Origin of the sequence: Paraburkholderia sp. RHO2, from assembly GCF_050955445.1 — a bacterium.
Classification (GTDB): Bacteria; Actinomycetota; Actinomycetes; order Mycobacteriales; family Mycobacteriaceae; genus Prescottella; species Prescottella agglutinans_A.
Map to the genome: position 1 here is coordinate 574,882 of NZ_CP162618.1, position 17,707 is coordinate 592,588.

The following is a 17,707-nucleotide window of genomic DNA, read 5'->3' on the forward strand; positions in this document are numbered from 1 at the left end:
GATGACTGGTGTTCCGTGGTCGATCATCCCGCCGTGGTGGTATCGGGCCGTCGCAGCCCGGTCTCGTCCATGGCAGTGTCGGCCGTCAGGGAAAGATGGGGCCAGTGCGCGAGGTCGGTGAGCATCTGGCGATCGTGTGTGGCCACGATGACAGCGGCCGGGGTTGCCGACAGTGCGTCGGTGAGTTCGTCGACCAGGGATACCGATAAGTGGTTGGTCGATTCGTCACAGAGGAGCACCGTGGGCCGGGAAGCGAGCTGCATTGCGAGATGGAGTCTGCGCTGCTGCCCTTGTGAGAGTCTTCCGACTGGAACGTCTCGTGCCCGCTTCTCCAGAAGACCTGTAGATGTCAGTGGGAGCGGATCGACATTGAGGTGCAGGCTAAGAGTCCGGATGTGGCGGTCGTAGAGTTCCTGTGCGGTCAGTTCGGGTTCCCACGCCGGAACTTCTTGGCCGATCAGCGCGACGCGGGCGATGGCGTGGTGGTGGACGCTGCCGGTGGTCGGCTCCAGCTCGCCGGCGAGTACCGCGAGCAGTGTGGATTTGCCCGCACCGTTGCGACCAGTGACCAGGAGTCGTTCACCCGCATCCAGAGAGAACTCGACGGGAGAGTCCAGTCGGCCTGCCACGGTGATGCCCTCGCGGCGAAGCAGCGGTGTGCCGGGGCGGACGGTCAGGTCGGGGAACCGTAGTCGCAATGGTGGTTCAGGCACGGTGACGGTATTGGCCTCAAGATCGGATTGGCGCCGCTTGAGTGACTGGACCAACCCTGGTGCTCGGGACTGGCGCTGGTGCTTGCCGTGCCCCTTGTCGGGTCGCCACCCGGTGCTGAGTCGGTCGCGGGCATTCGCGACGGCTTCCTGCAGTCGTGCATGCTCGGCGAGTTGCTCCTCGTGCTCGTGTATCCAACGGTCGCGGGCCCGCTGCCGACCGTCTCGCCAACCGGCGTAGCTGCCGGCGAAGAGTTGCGGGCGATCATCCTGGCTCGGGTCCAGATCCAAAAACTCCTCGGCGACGTCGTGCAGGAGCGCGCGGTCGTGACTGACGATTGCCAGGCCGCCGGAGTGGGCGCGGAGCCGTTCGGTGAGGAAGTCCAATCCGCCGCGATCGAGGTGATTCGTCGGTTCATCGAGCAGCAGGATGTCCCGTGGGGCCCCGAGCAGGCACGCGAGACGAACTCGATAGCGTTGCCCGACCGACAGCGTCTCCAGCGGGCGCTCTCGGTCCGTGCACGCCTGCAGCGCGGCCAGCGCGACGTCGACGCGGCGCTCCGCATCCCAGGCATCGAGCCGAATCGCGGCGTCCAACGCCGCTGCGTAGACGTCGTCGACTCCCCGAACTCCTTCTGCAAGCCGGACCGCCGCGGCATCCAGTTCCCGCAATGCGTGTCTGGCTGGCTCGATGGTTTCGGCGAGCAGAGTGCCGACGGTCTCGCCCGTGCGGAAAGGTATGGCCTGCTGAGCAATACCGATCGTGCCGACTCTGCTGATCGTGCCGTCGTCAGGTTGCACTATCCCCGCGAGCACGTGCAGGAGTGTGGTTTTGCCGCGCCCGTTCTCGCCGACGATGGCAAGCCGTGAGCGGCTGGACACCGTGATGGAGACGTCCGTCAGAACCGGTTGCGATCCGAGGGAGACGTGTACCGAACGTGCTCGGATGTGCGCCTGCGCACCCGGAGGAAGGTGGTCGGTGGGTGAGGAGGTCCTGTGTGAAGTGGGTGTGGACAGGCCATTTCGGCCCGTGTGGGAAGCAGACATGGATTCTCCGCAGCTCGAGATGGAGCCGGGCAGCACTCAGTGACCGCCCGGCGTGAAAGTCCCGGACGGCGGCTTCAGAGAAAGGTGGAAAGTCGGGTCGCCGCCGTCAGCGGTGCGACCACGGCTTCATGAACCCGGTGCTTGCGAACATGTGCAGGAGCATAGCGGAGCCACCAAACCGCCTCCACCGAATTTCCCGCCACCGCGCGATGCCAACCGGGCACGATTATCACGACGCTCACCTCACCGGCCAGCGGTGACATTCGCGGGGCACGGTCCGTCATCCGACACGAAAATGAGAGTCTCGAGCAAAGGCGCGGGGTAGTCGCTGAGGACGACGAACGCGTGAAGCCCGGTCTCGGAAGCCTGTCGCCGAAATGAGGGGACGCGCAACGGCCTTCGACTGACACTGTCCGCGCAGACCGACAGCCATAGCTGCGTCGATCGCAGCCTCGACGGCAAAGTAGGCCCTCGGTGAGACGATCCGGCAGGCCCTCGGCCGGCACAGGCGGAGTTACGTCAGGGCGAGGGCAACTCGGGATCTTCGCCGCTCCTCGCGCGGATACTAGCGACTCGACCAGACAAAGTTCCCGGCCTGAAGAGCTCATCGCCTGGCGCAAACTGTTGGAGCGAGATCGCCCCAATGTCGCAGGTAGGCGGTCACGGTGCTGTCATCGGCGGGTGGGGGATAGATCCGCCTCAGAGGAAGCCGAACCAGGCTCTCCTGCATCTTGGGGTCAGCGAAACCCGCGAGCGGTGGACGGGTTCGATCCAGGAAATGACGACCGCATCTCTTCGAGGACCTCTCCGGTGGAGAACTTCACCCGATACTCCGGATCCGCAAGACCTCTGTTCAGCTCCCAGAGAAGCAGCGCCGGATCCACGTCTCGCTCCGACACATTCAGCTTGATGGCTACCGGCTTGCGAAACCACTTCGACGGATTCCCGCTCCGATCCTTGATCAGGACCGAGTTCTTCAGCTGGATGTAATTGACGTCCGAGATCCTGCGGTATTCAGAGGTCGCTTCGATACTCTCGATCTCATCCCACTTCAGCATCCTGCCCACCCCGAAGTACCCCACCTCGGATATGTGCAAGGCCGCTGATCCCCTGGCAGAGAGAACCAGGAATAGGACGACGCCGAACGCTGATCCGGCCCAAGCTCCGATCCTGATGAAGAGGGGAACCTCGCCCCACTCCACGTCTTGAGACATACAAACGAACGCCGGGCCAAGCATGATGAGGAACAGACATGCACAGATGTCTCGCCACCTGGTGATCGGATGGTCAGGGATCATGATTCCGACGATTCCCTCCGCCGAGTCGATCTTCCTGGTCTCCAGATTCAATCGGGCGAGACGGATTCGGGAAGAAAGGGATTGAGATCTCAGGGGCCTGGCAGCCATCGCAGTCGAAACACCCATGAATCCGAAACAGAGGAACGGGCCTACCCCGTAGACACTTCCCGTCGCCATCGGGAACATGATTGCAAGTGCTCCAGACATGACCGCCCCGACGGCCGCGAACCACAGCGGATAGTCCCGACGGTTCCAGCACCTGGGCCATTCCGCGGAGCTCTCGATTCGCGGCATCACTCGGCAGCCTTTCGTAGATGGTGTCCCCGGTCAGCCTGTTGGCCCTCGACTGACCCTATCCGCCGAGACCGGCCTCCAGAGCTGTGTCGATGGCCGCCTCGATGTGGTCGTCCTCGGTGTAGAAGAAGGCTGGCATTGTTTCCCCGTACTCACCAGCGAGATGAGGAGCTGGGTCAGTCGCAGGTCCGGGTTCGCGAAGAACGACACCACGCTCACTCGAGCCTTAGGGTGCATCTTCGCGACGGCTCCGCCCGCGCCAATCGTGGGCAGGCCGTACGCACAAATGAACCAGAGTGTGAACGACAGGTGGAACCATCTCCACGCTGGTGGCGTCCAACCTCGCGGGGACGAGATATCGACATGGCATTTGGCGCTGTGGGAATTAGGGATGCAGAAGTACTTCGCCGAGGGCGACTAGTGGGGCGCTCCAACTTCCCCTTGGAACGCCCCACTGGCTCGGCACCCGCTTCCCTCGGGCACGCCTACACGATACACCCATTATCGAACGTATGTTCCCCTGGGGTACGGGAGCCGTGTCCATGATGTAGCCGACAAAGCCGCTGAACAGGCCCACTTTTTGAGTAATGATTGTTCTCTGGGGATGTCCTCGACGGGACCCGCACTGGGTCGAGTTTCCAATGTGTACATGGTTGGCGCCGTAGCCGACGGACCTGGAGGTGTACGAGACCGACTACCCGCTGATCTACTGGTTCCTCTTCCCCCGTTCTTCAACGAGTGGGACCGAGCACGGATTCCTCGAATTCTGGCCCTGCTGGGCTGGTGGCTACTGCCCATAGCGGGGATGAGTTCTCCCTGGAGCCCCGGATACGAGCGGCAGAGACCAACGGGCACGGGACGGTCGCCACGGCGGGCCGCCAGCGGCACGCGTCGCCGGTCCGGTCACGGGCCGGCGCGCACCCAGCGGCCACCCTCCGTCGTCTGCGCGGCCTTCAGCGCGTCACAGGGAGGTGATCCCCCACGAACTTCGCGTTCTCGGCGGATACTGCCCATAGGAGGAGATGACCGATGATCGACATCATTCCGGTACCGGAGTGGTATTACGCCATCGTGTACCAGCTCTGGCTGTGGGGCATCCCGCCGCACTAACCCGAACCGACAGCGGGCCAGCAAATCCGGGGGTTGCTGGCCTCCTTGGAGGTCACCATGATCGACAACTCCCTGGTGCCACTCAACGGCATCCTCATACCGCAGTGGCTCTACGAGGTGCTGTACCAGGCCTGGCTTGTGTGGGAGCCACTGGTGGGGCCACCGGTAACCCATTGATCGACCGAACCGACAGCGGGCCAGCATGTTTGACTTTGGAGGTAAATGGCGATGATCGCGTACCCGTTCGACCTCGCATGGTGGGGGCCGCTCGTGCCCGTGGTGATTGCCGTGGTCGATTTCCTCAACTCCTTGACTAGGGGCTGATCGAGATGGACTGGCCGTAGTTGTCTACTGGCTGACGTACCTACCGTTCTTCAACGACCAGCAGCGGCAAGGCGCTGGTGAACGTGCTCTGGGGGATTCGGATCAAGAGTGACCAACCCTGGCCCCGACTGTTCCTGGAGGTCACCATGATCGACTTCGTTCGCCGATCGGTCGCCTGCGCGGCCATCGTGGCCGGTTCGGTTCTGGCGCCGGCGGCCACCGCCTCCGCCGCGGTCACCGTTCCGTTCCAGATCAACCCAGCGCCGTACGGAAACCCATACGGCAGCCTCGACGTTCCCACCATCCGCTGCGTGGCCGTGGTCGGCGAACAGCCTGGGACGGTGACAATCACCGGCCCGAAAAAAGGCTGGTGGAAGTGCCTACGCCCGGGCGACATGCACTGGCTGAACCTGTCTAGCGGAGCCTCCGGCACCGCCCGGATGTCGGCTGGAATGGACGGATACCCGGAAGCGGTCCTGCCGACCGGGCCCGGACAGGTCGTCGTCGCCGCCACTTCCAACGCCGGCCCATACACACCGGGCGTCGTAACCGTCTACGTTCCATAGACGAACGGCCCGCGGGTCCGAGAGACGTGACGATCCTCGGGGGCGATACTTCTGGCCACTCCGCTACCGGAGGTGTTCGAGATGATTCATCCGGTTGATGACTTCCCGCTGATCTGGTGGCTCATGCCGAGGGTGATTGTCCCGGAGGACATAGCCGTGTGGATCCGAGACCATGCCCCCTGCTGGCTTGGCGGGTACTGCTACTAGATAGAAGCGAAGAACGACCGAGACCCTAACCGCACCGCGCCACCGTCGATGCCATAGTCCGGGCGATGGCCGGATCTCGGTCCCGGCCGTCCTGGCTAACTTGTTGGTCGCCTCGAAGGCGTTGCGATCCGGATCCGCCCGCGCGGAAATGTCGCTTAGCGCAGCCGAGAAAATGATGAACTGCGCGGCCCTCGCATCATCCCAACGCTCTTAATGTTGGCGGTAACGCAGACCGGAACCGCCACCAGTTCGCCCTTGCCCACGGCCAACGCCGAGCCGAGCTGACTATTGCGTCCCGGACACTGCCCTCAACGCAAAGTCCCTGATCAGGTCGCAGAAAGCCCCTCTCAGCTCAGGGGAACGTATGTACGAAAGTGGTCGCGTGTCGAGCTGCGATCGCACATGCCACTGCTGCCCGCGCGGCCATCGACTCGGACCGACCCGCGTCGTCGTCGGTTGGATGGCCTGTGGATGCACCGACGCGGCGGGCACCGTAGGTATGAATGCCGCGAGCGTGGCGTGATCTTGTACGTGCCCGACCGCGATGGGCCGCTGGACTTCGGTGAACACTCGCTGGCGGAAGTAGCAGCAGACGATTAGGGCGTTGCGCGCCCGGGAGGGTGGGGCGGAAACTGGCGACAACCCGTACCCGCCCCACCCGCGCCGCATTGCACTTCGGGGGTGCAATGTGGCGAACCGAACCTATCGGACAATCAGTCCAGGGGAAAGAGTTTCGAGGAGCGGCGCCGAGGAAATCGCCCGTCACGCGACGCCGCTCAACACCCACAACCCCGCCGCGCACGATGCGTTTGGCGTCGCTGCGGGTTGCCGCCCCGTCGGGAGGTATCGATATCTGCGGGGCAACACTGCCCACGCTACTCGTATCGTCAGTGGCGTCAACGCTCGCGAAACCGGCAGACCCATTGCGCGGGAACGGCACCGCGCGGGTTCTGGGCGCCGCGCTGCCCGTGCCCACAACGCAACCATGCATGCAGCTTTGGTTCTTGCCGCTCATCTGTTCCCCCACTTCGAAGCGAATCGGCCGCCGCCGGCCTGGCCCTCAGGGGTTGCCGTTGAATCGGCGGTTGACCTCCTCGATCGTGCTCAACGCCCACGGCGTGTGCTGGTCGCCTTCGAAGAGCTGGAACTTGTCGTCGAGCAGACTCCGGGTCTTCCACCTCTCGATTGTGGAGTCGATCAGATCCCGGTTATCGGTATAGGTCCCATTGCCTCTGCTCCTGCGCGTTGTTGGCCAACGCGATATTGCCAGCAGAACGTTCTGCCAGAGATTGCCGGGCAGCGCGCCTACCGACGGTGTGTGCGTGCGGGATGCGGCGAGCGGGACATCTGGCGGACGTTCGTCAGGCCGCACCCCCGCGGCAAAGCGAAGCATGGTCGAACGTCCTAATGGGATGCTGTGGACCGGTGGCCTGACGGGCGGATCACCAGCGACGCTGAACGCGCTGCCACACAGGAATCCTGACTCGAGGACTGCAACCTGTCGTCGACGCCGCAGAGCACTGGGCGGACTCCCGACGGTCCGCCGCCTGGCGCCCACCTGGCGACCGGGTGCAACTAGGGCGGTACCGCACCTCGGCCGCGCCATCGAGATGACGAGATGCGCGTGTCACCCGGACATGCGAGGAGTTATTGAGAGTTGGAGCACATTCGCCACGCGATGCGGCGCTGGTGGTTAGTGTCGGCTGCGCGGTGCCCGGGCTCACCCCCGACTGTGCCCGGGCACCGCGTCTCAGAAGGTAATCCCACCCCCGACGAGTGGGACCACCTCGGCTGAGAAGATCCCATGGTCACCGTTGCATTTGCGTTGCACCACCTACCTGCCGAACTGCGCGAGCGTCCGGATCCCCACCGTGCGGTGAGCGGTGCCTGCCGAGGGACATGTCATGACAGCCAGCATCGCGACGTCGGCCGTGTAGGGCGGACGAAGCGCATGCGATCAGGCATATGTGCGACGGGCGCAGCCTGGCGGAGTGCGGCACACCGGACGGCGTCGCGATTGGCGAGGTGTCTCTTAGTCACGGCCCGGCTGAAGTCCCATCGGGTCACCCTCACCGATCTGCATTGTCAGGCAGTCTCCACACATGCGGAATTCCCCTACGGTGGTGAGATATTCGAATCCATTGCAACAGAGGGGGAATCTGTGAAGTCAATGCGGAGGGCTTTCGGAGTGGTCGCAGGAGCCTCAGGGGCGGCGGCGATGGCCATCGGACTCGCGCCCGCACATACTGCGCCCGGTGCGTCGGATCGGGGCGCACCGGACACGAGTGTCGCGGCGATCGAGAACGCGATCATGAAGGCTAACGACCCGAGCTCGGGTCTGCTGGAAAAGATGTCGCACGAAGAGTGGGATCTTCTGAAGTCGTCGAACGCCGCGTCCGTGCTCCTGGACGCAAAGACCGGTGAAGTGCTGAGCTTCGGTGAGGGCGACTTCGTTCCGAAGGTCGCGGCGCCTCGAGCGCAGCCGATGTCTCAGGTCCCGGGCTAGCTACGCTTCCTTGTGCTGACAGCCTCAAAACCTGGCGCAGCGCTGCGCTGGGCGCTGAACGGGCCCTGGCTCGCGCACGGGACGCCTCCATTCCACGACGACGTCGGACACGGCCGCTACCCCTAGTGATGGACTGGCAGTCCTCGGGCATCTCGAGCCCCGGAGTAGATTCCGGGCCTCCTCCGTCCTGGACTGCTCCGCACGAGCCAACAAGAGCAGACGGCCATCGACTATCGAGACTTCAATCACGACATGGCGCCAGTGTTACGTCGCGGCACAAGATTTCACCCTCGATTTCAACCGTTCTGTTGTGGGCGAACGTCCAAGTTCTCGTATCGTCAGGGGGAACGCGGTAGGACGAGGTGCAGGGAGGCGCCATGACGGCTGCGATCGACATCGTGGAGACCCAGCGGCGGAGCCGGTCGTCGACGCAGCGCCTTCTCCCGTTGTTCCTCGTTCCGGCACGACCTTCCGCGGCTCCGACGCCGACGATCCAGGTTCGGCCGGCGCCTGCGACGAACTTGGGATGTGTGTGGGATGTCGACGACGACACCCGGGTTCAGCTCGAGCGGGATTCGCTGACGATTCACACTGTCGGCTTCGACGGAGCTGAAGTCACGGTATCGCTGACCCCGGATGCTTCGAATGAACTCGCTGCGGCGCTCGTATCGGCCCTGGCTGTGCTTCGTGCGCGGCAGGAGCACCGGTACAGCTGATCCGGCCCGCATGGAGCGTCCTCCGCCAGCCAGCTCTGCAGCCAGTTCCCGCAGATCGCCGCAGAGATCTTTTCTCGAGCGCGGGATCAGACCAACCTGCCGGGCAAGTGCTGAGCCAGTGCCAGGGGAGCGGTCGGCGGGGAACCCCCGTTATCCGCCACCCGACCGCTCCGCACGCGCGTATCGAGTTCGGTACCCTCGCCGCCCGGGTTGGGCATCAACCCGAGTGCATGCGAGTGTTCACCCATGGCCGTGACTCATTGCAGCCCTGAGCGCCGAATGACGCACCACACGAACCGCTGTCGGGTATGGATATCGCTTCTCGCGTTCGGGCTCATCAGTGCGTGCTCGGCGCAGGAAGCAGTCAACCCATACCCTGAGACATCCGTGGCGGTATTCACGAATAACGGCCGCACTGGGCCACGGGATCTACCCGAGGTGCCCAAACTCCCCACCTCGACGAGCCCGGGCGCGACGTTCACACTCGATGGCTTGTGGTCAGGAACCGCAATCACCAACGATCCAGCACATCTGACGTGCGTCCACGACCCCGAAAACAACAGTCAGACATACACGGTGACAACGCCGACAGCAGGACAGTACTCCGGTGCCGACAACTATCCGACCGCGGACTACTACAGCCTTTCCGTGCTTCTCTCCGACCGGCCGCAGTTGGAGAACGGGGTCGAATGGACCTCGCAGGTTGTGGTTGGCTTCGCGGATTCGACTGGCACATACGTCCAGTTGGCGGCACCCGAACCCCAAAGCGTTGTCGTGCAATCCAGCGAGGACCAGTCCGCGGTGGCGTTCGCGATGATCAATGCGGCAGAAGACAATCGGAACGACGGATCACCCACGACCGTGGTCGGTACCATCACCTGCCCATCGCGGTGACGGAGCACAGCGACAGCCCACACGTGCCGACGCCAAGGTCAAACCACGGAGTTCATTTCCGCGGTTAGACGACAGAGCGCATGCGAGATCGGAGAACGCGCCTGGCGTGCGGCGATCGTCACGTGAACAATGCACGGTCTGGTTCTGGTATCCACAGGGTGCTGATGGCGTTGCCGTTGTAGCTGTCGGTGACGAAGTCGATCAGAGAGTTGAGCTGTGGATGGGTGGTGATCGCCTCGTGCCAGAGCAGTGCCATGGGGTAGGCGGGTGTGGGGTTGACGATGGGGATGCGGCGGATGTTTGGATGCCACGGCGTCGTGGTTCCTTCACCACCGAAGGTGACCAGCGTCGTCGAGTCCGCGATGCGGTCGACAATGCTCGGGAACCCAATACCGCCGGGGTGCCGCTCGGTCGTGATCGTGATGCCGCAGCTGTCGCTGAGCAGGTGGTAGAAGTCGGCTACTTCGGAGTCGAAGCCGGCACCGGGAACCCACGCGGTGAGGCCGTCGAGGTCGCGGAGGTCGACGTGGTCGCGGCCTGCGAGTGAATGGCCATGACCGACGAGCAGATACAGAGCGTCGAGGTAGGCGGGTGCCGCGGTGATGTGCGCCGGCAAGGGGTGGATGCTCCAGTGTTCGCGGGCGAAGGCAACGTCCACGCGGCCGTCGATCACGGCGTCTCGTGATGTCTTCGACGGGCCCATCATGATGAGCTCGATCTCGGCGTCCGGGTGCTTCTCGAGGTAGAACCGCATCAGATTCGCGTCGGCGATCTGGGTGCCGTGCACGGCGACGCGGAGTACCTGCGAATCGAGTACTGCTGACACCGCGGCGTCGGCCGACGCGAGCACCGAGCGCGCGTGCGGCAGGAAGCGGGCACCATGCGAGGTCAACGCGACGTTGCCGATCCGGCGGTCGAATAGTTGGGCGCCGAGTTGGCCCTCGAGCTTTGCGATTCTCTTGGAAACTGCCTGCTGACTGATGCCCAGCACCGACGCGGCCAGACCGAATTGGCCTTCGTCGCTGATAGCGACCATCGCTCGCACCGCGGACAGATCAAGATCCAAGCCTGCCACCTGCTTCCACATCCACTAGTTGTCGCCTCTGGCGTGTCGCTTGTTCGACGTATTGGGACTGTAACTGGTCATATACCTGCCGGAGTCGGGGTGTGCCCGACAACCAACTAGCGTTCCTAGCGTCGAGTGGGGTGACCATGAGTAGGTCGGCGTTCGTTCACCTGCACAATCACACCGAGTACTCGATGCTCGACGGTGCGGCAAAGGTCGGTCCGTTGTTCAAGGAGGCCGAGCGCCTCGGGATGACCGCGGTCGGCATGACCGACCACGGCAACATGTACGGCGCCAGCGAGTTCTACAACGCCGCCAAGAAGCACGGCATCAAGCCGATCATCGGTATCGAGGCGTACATCGCGCCGGAGTCGCGGTTCAACACCAAGCGTGTGCTGTGGGGCGACCCGAGCCAGAAGTCCGACGATGTTTCCGGTAGCGGCTCGTACACGCACATGACGATGGTCGCGGAGAACTCGACGGGTCTGCGGAACCTGTTCAAGTTGTCGTCGCTCGCGTCGATCGAGGGTCAGCTCGGCAAGTGGCCGCGCATGGACGAGGAACTCATCGCCCAGCACGCCGAGGGCATCATCGCGACGACGGGCTGCCCGTCCGGCGAGATCCAGACGCGGTTGCGTCTGGGCCACGACCGCGAGGCCCTCGAGGCCGCCGCGAAGTGGCAGGAGATCTGGGGCAAGGACAACTTCTTCCTCGAGCTGATGGATCACGGGCTGTCGATCGAGCGCCGGGTGCGGGAGGGCCTGCTCGAGATCGGCCGCAAGCTCGACATCCGTCCGCTGGCGACCAACGACTGCCACTACGTCACCAAGGACGCGGCCGAGAACCACGAGGCGCTGCTGTGTATCCAGACCGGCAAGACGCTGTCGGATCCGACGCGCTTCAAGTTCGACGGTGACGGCTACTATCTCAAGTCCGCCGAGGAGATGCGGGCGATCTGGGACGCCGAGGTGCCGGGCGCGTGCGACAACACGATGCTCATCGGCGAGCGGGTGCAGCCGTACGAGGACGTGTGGCAGCACCGCGACCGGATGCCGATCTTCCCGGTGCCCGACGGCCACACGCAGCAGACCTTCCTGCGGCACGAGGTGATGCGCGGTCTCGATCGGCGCTTCCCGTCCGGTCCGCCGCAGGAGTACCTCGAGCGCGCCGACTACGAGATCGGCGTCATCAACGAGATGGGCTTCCCGGCCTACTTCCTCGTGGTCGGCGACCTGATCAACCACGCCCGCGAGGTCGGCATCCGCGTCGGCCCGGGCCGAGGCTCCGCGGCCGGGTCGCTCGTCGCGTACGCGATGGGCATCACCAACATCGACCCGATCCCGCACGGTCTGCTGTTCGAGCGGTTCCTCAACCCCGAGCGCGTGTCGATGCCCGATATCGATATCGACTTCGACGATCGCCGCCGCGGCGAGATGGTGCGCTACGCCACCGAGAAGTGGGGCAGCGACAAGGTCGCGCAGGTCATCACGTTCGGCACCATCAAGACCAAGGCCGCGATCAAGGACTCGGCGCGAGTCCAGTTCGGCCAGCCCGGTTTCGCGATCGCCGACCAGATCACCAAGGCGCTGCCGCCGCCGATCATGGCGAAGGACATCTCGGTGGCGGGCATCACCGACCCCGAGCACGAGCGGTACAAGGAGGCCGTCGAGGTCCGGGCGCTCATCGAGTCCAACCCGGACGTCGCGAAGATCTACCAGACCGCGCTCGGACTCGAGGGCCTGATCCGCAACGCCGGTGTCCACGCGTGCGCGGTGATCATGTCGTGCGAGCCGCTCACCGACGCCATCCCGGTGTGGAAACGGGCGCAGGACGGCGCGATCATCACCGGCTGGGACTACCCGTCGTGCGAGGCCATCGGCCTGCTGAAGATGGACTTCCTCGGTCTGCGCAACCTCACCGTCATCGGTGACGCGATCGAGAACATCAAGGCCAACCGCGGCATCGACCTCGACCTCGACACCCTCGCGATGGATGACGAAGCTACCTATGCGATGCTCGCCCGCGGCGACAATCTCGGTGTCTTCCAGCTCGATTCGGCGGGCATGCGTGAGCTTCTGCTCCGCATGGCGCCGACCGAGTTCAACGATCTCATCGCATCGAACGCCCTCTACCGGCCCGGGCCGATGGGCGTCGGCGCGCACTGGGCATACGCGGACCGCAAGAACGGCCGTGAGGCCGTGACACCGATCCATCCGGAACTCGACGAACCGCTCCGCGAGATCCTGGGCGAGACGTATGCGCTGATCGTCTACCAGGAGCAGATCATGCAGATCGCTCAGAAGGTGGCCGGCTACTCGCTCGGACAGGCAGACCTGCTCCGCCGCGCGATGGGCAAGAAGAAGCCCGAAGTGCTCGCCGCCGAGTTCGAGAACTTCCGCAACGGTATGCGCGGCAACGGCTACAGCGACGAGGCAGTCACCGCCTTGTGGGAGGCCGTGCTGCCGTTCGCCGGCTACGCCTACAACAAATCACACGCCGCCGGCTACAGCCTGGTCATGTACTGGACCGCCTACCTCAAAGCCAACTACCCGGCCGAATACATGGCCGCACTGCTCACCTCCGTCGGCGACGACAAGGACAAGACGGCGGTCTACCTGTCCGACTGCCGCAAGAGAGGTATCACCGTGCTCCCGCCCGACGTCAACGCCTCCCGCCTCGACTTCGCCTCCGTCGGCGACGACATCCGATTCGGTCTCGGCGCCGTGCGCAACGTCGGCGCCAACGTGGTGGGGTCGATCATCGCGGCGCGCGAGGAGAAGGGGAGTTTCACCGACTTCTCCGACTACCTCAACAAGATCGACGCGCTGGCGTGCTCCAAGAAGGTCACCGAATCTCTCATCAAGGCAGGCGGATTCGACTCGCTCGGGCATCCACGCAAGGGCCTGATGCTGGTGCACGCCGACGCGATCGACGCGGTGATGGGCACCAAGAAGGCCGAGGCCATGGGCCAGTTCGATCTGTTCGGCGGGGAAGACGCCGACGAGTCGATCGCGTCCGTGTTCAACGTCAAGGTGCCCGACGAGGAGTGGGACACCAAGCACAAGCTCGCACTCGAGCGCGAGATGTTGGGCCTGTACGTGTCAGGTCATCCCCTCGACGGCATCGCCGCAGCGCTCACATCGCTCACTGACACCTCGATCGCAGCCGTGCACGCCGGAAGGATTCGCCACGGCCAGAAGATCGTGATCGGCGGCATCGTCGCCGCGGTCGACCGCCGCGTGAACAAGAAGGGCGAGCCCTGGGCCATCGTCGAGATCTCCGACCTCGACGCTGCCACCGAGATACTCGTCTTCTCCCCGACCTACACCACCTTCCAACACGCCCTCACCGAGGACTCCGTATTACTCGTCACCGCGAACGCCAACATCCGCGAAGGCAGGACATCAGTCGTCGCAGTCGACATCTCCACGCCCGACCTGGGAAACGGTGCACCATCCTCAGCCCCAATGACCCTCACCCTCCCAGTCCACGCGTGCACACGCCCCAACATCGAAGCCCTCCGCGACGTCCTGCAGCGTCACCCCGGGGAGACCGACGTACACATCGTGCTGACCGGCACGACGACCACACGGTGGGCAACAGACCCGAGATTCCGGGTCCACAAGAATCCAGCCCTACTCGGGGATCTCAAGGCCCTGTTCGGAGCCAATTGCCTGACAACAGCTGCCACCGCGGCGAATGCGTAGTACGGGTAGGGATTGTCATCCGCATCCGTACCCGGTCAGAGCGGGACTCATCTAGGACACCGAGCGTCACCTCTACCTCGGTGGATCGAGTTTCGAAGGACATGTGACGCATCCACCGCTGAATGTGTGGCTCACAAACCGGCCTATCAGATTGACTTCCGATTCGTCGACAAGGCGATGTCGAGGCATTGCCACCGGCCCGTGGCGGCGGGGGATAGTGAGGATTCCCAGTGGGGATCATCAAGACGACGTTGACGATCGTGGCGGTTGCGGGGCGTGTGCCGCACCGGCGCCCGGTACCGGAACAGCCTCTGCTGCTCATCTCTTCTCTGGGCTGGGGCATGACGTTCGCGATGGATACTGAGGAACTCGTCGCCGATCTGGGGCGACAGAAGGCGCGGGGGGACCGTAGCCAGGATCGCTCGGCTGCGGGATGTGCGCCGGCTTCACGAAAACGGTTACACGCAGACTCAACTGACGGAGATCGTCGGCGTTGGCGAATCGGGGATCAGTGGCATGCTGCGTCGCTCCCGGATTATGCGCCGGATGTGCGTCCGGGCACGCATGGCGGCACCATGCACGAGATCGCTGCCCGGGGCGCGGCCGGTGAGTTCGAGCGGGATGTTGCGCTGCGTGAACTCATCGAGTGGCAGTACGAGCGCCAGCGCCCGCCGTCGGAGCCGTTCCAGTGGTTGAACGGCTGTGGCGCACCGCTGGTCAGGGGGCAGCTTCAGGAGCCAGATCGGCCGCGCAAGGCGTGCTGGGTTCCTCACCAGTGAGGACTATGCAGCCATACTCGACGCGCGGGCGGGCGACTGAGTGAGTAGCCCCGGGCGGGCGGGCTACTCGTGCCTACAGGGGCCGGCCACCGACAGCTGGGCGCCATGACATTGCGCCGGGCTTCTCCGCTTGTTTCCAGTTGGAATCAGGAAGCGCGACAGGTGGATCCATTCACCGCAGGTCCCGGCTATCTGAGATCTCCAGCGCGCTGCCGGCTGGGCACAACAGGGGGCGTGGATGGAGGCGACGGGACGATCCTCGGTAGGGGCGGACGGAAGGCGGTGCTGCGTCGTAGCCGCCGCTGGTGAGGGAATCCCGTCGGGCTGCCCCGACGCCATCATGGTCGATGAACTAGTCGATCCACTGCTGCCAGAAGCGTGGTGCGCGGATCGGCGCGTCCCAAACCTGCTCTCGCACGGCAATGCATCACGAATAGCGTTGTGGCTCTCGGTACATCTGCGTGACGTCGACCAGACGTTCCTTGTCGCGCCCGTTCGTGCCGCGCGCTTCCATTGTCATGATCAGGTCCATCGGGCGACTGCGGGCCAGGCGGGTTGCGCGGCGGTCGACCGTTCTCCCCTGGAACGGAAACGTCGGTCCATACAGAAGGGTGGGGCGAGCAGATAGAACTCGCCCCACCTTATCTGGTCGATGCTAGGTGTTCTGTGGTCGTCGCTGGTCTGGGTCAGAGGGCGCGTTCGCCGTCTCCGAGTCCGAGGTCTCGCTCCGCGGTGCGGTTTTCGTCGACCGATGGGCGGTGGTCGGGCTTCGGTTCGGACCTGCGTAGGTTGCGTAGCGGCCGGAGATTTGTGCCGGCACCGAGACCACGGGCGACACTTTCGTCGACTGGCCGCTCGGCGATCGGTTCGGTCGGTTCGACGATGGCATCGCCGAAGACAGTGATCAGTTCGCTGGGTTCGACGATGGCGCTGACTGGTTCGCGGTGCTCGGCCTCGCGTGGCTGTGGTGTCGTGCTGGCGGCGGTCCAGGTCACGGTCAGCCGCCCGCCTTCGGCGAGGCGCTCACGCCGCTCGACGTGCTCGGCGGGCAGATCGGCGGCCGCTGTCCGGTACAGGTCGTACTGGGTGACCGCGGTGTGTGCTGCGCTGACCTCTAAGGCGTTGACTTCGGTGACGGACTTGCCGTGCAGCGGCAACTTGTCGGGTTCGCGGAACTCGGTGAACAGGCCGGCGACGGCGGTCGCGGGCACCCATCGGCCGCCGAGTTGAGCGGTGGGGTCGGCCGGGTGTTCGAGGGCACCTTGGAGGCCCAGGCGCCATCTGTGGACGATCCGGTCCGCCGCCACCTCCTGCGGGGCTTCGACGTCGACGACCCGGATCGTGTAGCCGGCCCGGCTCAGGTCGCCAACCAGTCTCTCGGCGTGGGCCTTCCACGAGAGGGTGCCGTCGATCATGAGGTTCTCGCCGCGGGCAACGGACTCGCGCATAGCGGCATCGAAGAGGAAGTCCGTCGACTCGCGGTGCACGAGAGCGGACAGCTCGAGCGGATAGAAGCGGCTGGCCTCGCCGGGCCGCGCGCGCAGATGCGGCGGCAGCAGCTCTTGCAGTGTGCCGTCCGCGACCGCCGCCTTCAGGAGGTCCCGCTTGAACACGTCGGCATCGAGTTCGCGCCATTGACTCCGATCCAGCCCGTCGAAGAGCTGGTCTTGTGTCGAGGACTTACCGGCGCCGGGCGGGCCGGCCATGATGATGGCCATCCGTTCCGCTGCGACGTTCGGGTTCGACTCCCGCCACTGCTCGAGGATCTGCTCGTGCAGCCTCGCGCGGCGGAGTGTGGGAGTCAGCTTGCCGTCGATGTGCCGGAACCATCGGCGATTGTTCACCGAGGCGTGCGGGGTGTCGGGCTGGAGGGGACTGTCCGCGTCCCGGGTGGACAGAGAAGCGAGGTAGACGCGGCGGGCCTCGATCTCGTCGGCTGTCGGCACAGGTCAGTCGTCCGCGAGGGCATCGAGGAGGGCGTCGTAGTCCTCGTCGGTGAGGAGCCCGTCGCGCAGCGCACGGCCGATCTGCAAGTTGAAGCTGCCCTCGACCACAGGGGCGCCGTCGTTCACCCACTCGAACGGGTTCGGGTCGGCGGGTGGTTCGTACTGCCATCCGATCAGCTCGCGCAGTGCGACAGCGCGGTCGATCTCGCCGGCGGCGTAGCGGGCCGCGATCTCGTAGGCGGTGCCGCCGTGCGTGCCGGGGCGAACATCGGGTGCGTCGATGCGGGCGCGGCGGAGCATATCGCTGATCGTCGGCTGGCTGACCTTGACCATCCTGGCCAGCGTGACCTGCGTGTACCCGCGTTCGTGGAGCTGGCGCAGGCACCGCAGATACGCGATGTGGGCGGCGGTCTCCCGGGCCTTCTGCCGGCGCAGGTCTGCGATCAGCTGCTCGGGGTCCATTTTGATTGTCATGTCACTCCCTCCCTCTATAGGAAATCCTATATTCCGTGCTGGGGAAAGGAAAGGGCCTTCTGG

General features: G+C 64.6%; 12 protein-coding genes. 6 read left to right on the forward strand and 6 right to left on the reverse strand.

Annotated features, from left to right (window positions below; genetic code table 11):
* Nucleotides 1-23 precede the first annotated feature (23 nt).
* Complete coding sequence (locus tag ABTV10_RS27775) at nt 24-1,757, reverse strand: ATP-binding cassette domain-containing protein (RefSeq protein ID WP_499035548.1); 1,734 nt, start codon at nt 1,755-1,757, stop codon at nt 24-26.
* A 737-nt stretch (nt 1,758-2,494) separates the two neighbouring features.
* The gene (locus ABTV10_RS27780) at nt 2,495-3,349 is read right to left on the reverse strand and encodes a hypothetical protein (protein ID WP_499035549.1); all 855 of its coding nucleotides are present in this window, start codon (nt 3,347-3,349) and stop codon (nt 2,495-2,497) included.
* A gap of 1,580 nt (nt 3,350-4,929) precedes the next feature.
* On the opposite strand from ABTV10_RS27780, the gene ABTV10_RS27785 reads away from it, so the two are divergent.
* Nucleotides 4,930-5,349, forward strand: coding sequence for a hypothetical protein (locus ABTV10_RS27785; protein ID WP_499035550.1), 420 nt, complete (start codon nt 4,930-4,932; stop codon nt 5,347-5,349).
* A 1,267-nt stretch (nt 5,350-6,616) separates the two neighbouring features.
* Here ABTV10_RS27785 and ABTV10_RS27790 read toward each other — a convergent pair.
* Nucleotides 6,617-6,949: a hypothetical protein gene (locus tag ABTV10_RS27790; RefSeq protein WP_499035551.1), complete on the reverse strand. Its 333-nt coding sequence runs from the start codon at nt 6,947-6,949 to the stop codon at nt 6,617-6,619.
* Between the two features lie 825 nt (nt 6,950-7,774).
* On the opposite strand from ABTV10_RS27790, the gene ABTV10_RS27795 reads away from it, so the two are divergent.
* The 3 genes from ABTV10_RS27795 to ABTV10_RS27805 all read left to right on the forward strand — a co-directional run bounded on the left by ABTV10_RS27795 (nt 7,775) and on the right by ABTV10_RS27805 (nt 9,672).
* The gene (locus ABTV10_RS27795; RefSeq protein WP_499035552.1) at nt 7,775-8,062 is read left to right on the forward strand and encodes a hypothetical protein; all 288 of its coding nucleotides are present in this window, start codon (nt 7,775-7,777) and stop codon (nt 8,060-8,062) included.
* 530 nt (nt 8,063-8,592) lie between these two features.
* Nucleotides 8,593-8,778, forward strand: a complete 186-nt coding sequence (locus tag ABTV10_RS27800) for a hypothetical protein (RefSeq protein ID WP_499035553.1) — start codon at nt 8,593-8,595, stop codon at nt 8,776-8,778.
* 387 nt (nt 8,779-9,165) lie between these two features.
* A complete protein-coding gene (locus ABTV10_RS27805) occupies nt 9,166-9,672 on the forward strand; it encodes a hypothetical protein (protein ID WP_499035554.1) in 507 nt (168 codons plus the stop codon).
* Between the two features lie 118 nt (nt 9,673-9,790).
* Here ABTV10_RS27805 and ABTV10_RS27810 read toward each other — a convergent pair whose 3' ends face one another.
* Complete coding sequence (locus ABTV10_RS27810) at nt 9,791-10,747, reverse strand: LysR family transcriptional regulator (protein ID WP_499035947.1); 957 nt, start codon at nt 10,745-10,747, stop codon at nt 9,791-9,793.
* Nucleotides 10,748-10,884: 137 nt separating this feature from the next.
* Here ABTV10_RS27810 and dnaE point away from each other — a divergent pair, with 137 nt between their 5' ends.
* Both dnaE and ABTV10_RS27820 read left to right on the forward strand, forming a co-directional pair.
* A complete protein-coding gene (dnaE, locus tag ABTV10_RS27815) occupies nt 10,885-14,445 on the forward strand; it encodes a DNA polymerase III subunit alpha (protein ID WP_499035949.1) in 3,561 nt (1,186 codons plus the stop codon).
* Nucleotides 14,446-14,675: 230 nt separating this feature from the next.
* Entirely contained in the window at nt 14,676-15,224 is a 549-nt protein-coding gene (locus ABTV10_RS27820) for a hypothetical protein (protein ID WP_499035555.1), read from the forward strand.
* Nucleotides 15,225-15,910: 686 nt separating this feature from the next.
* Here ABTV10_RS27820 and ABTV10_RS27825 read toward each other — a convergent pair.
* Nucleotides 15,911-17,170 carry a zeta toxin family protein gene (locus tag ABTV10_RS27825; RefSeq protein WP_499035556.1) on the reverse strand — a complete coding sequence of 420 codons (1,260 nt, stop codon included), beginning with the start codon at nt 17,168-17,170 and terminating at the stop codon, nt 15,911-15,913.
* A gap of 3 nt (nt 17,171-17,173) precedes the next feature.
* Nucleotides 17,174-17,644: a hypothetical protein gene (locus tag ABTV10_RS27830; RefSeq protein ID WP_499035557.1), complete on the reverse strand. Its 471-nt coding sequence runs from the start codon at nt 17,642-17,644 to the stop codon at nt 17,174-17,176.
* Between the last annotated feature and the right edge of the window lie 63 nt (nt 17,645-17,707).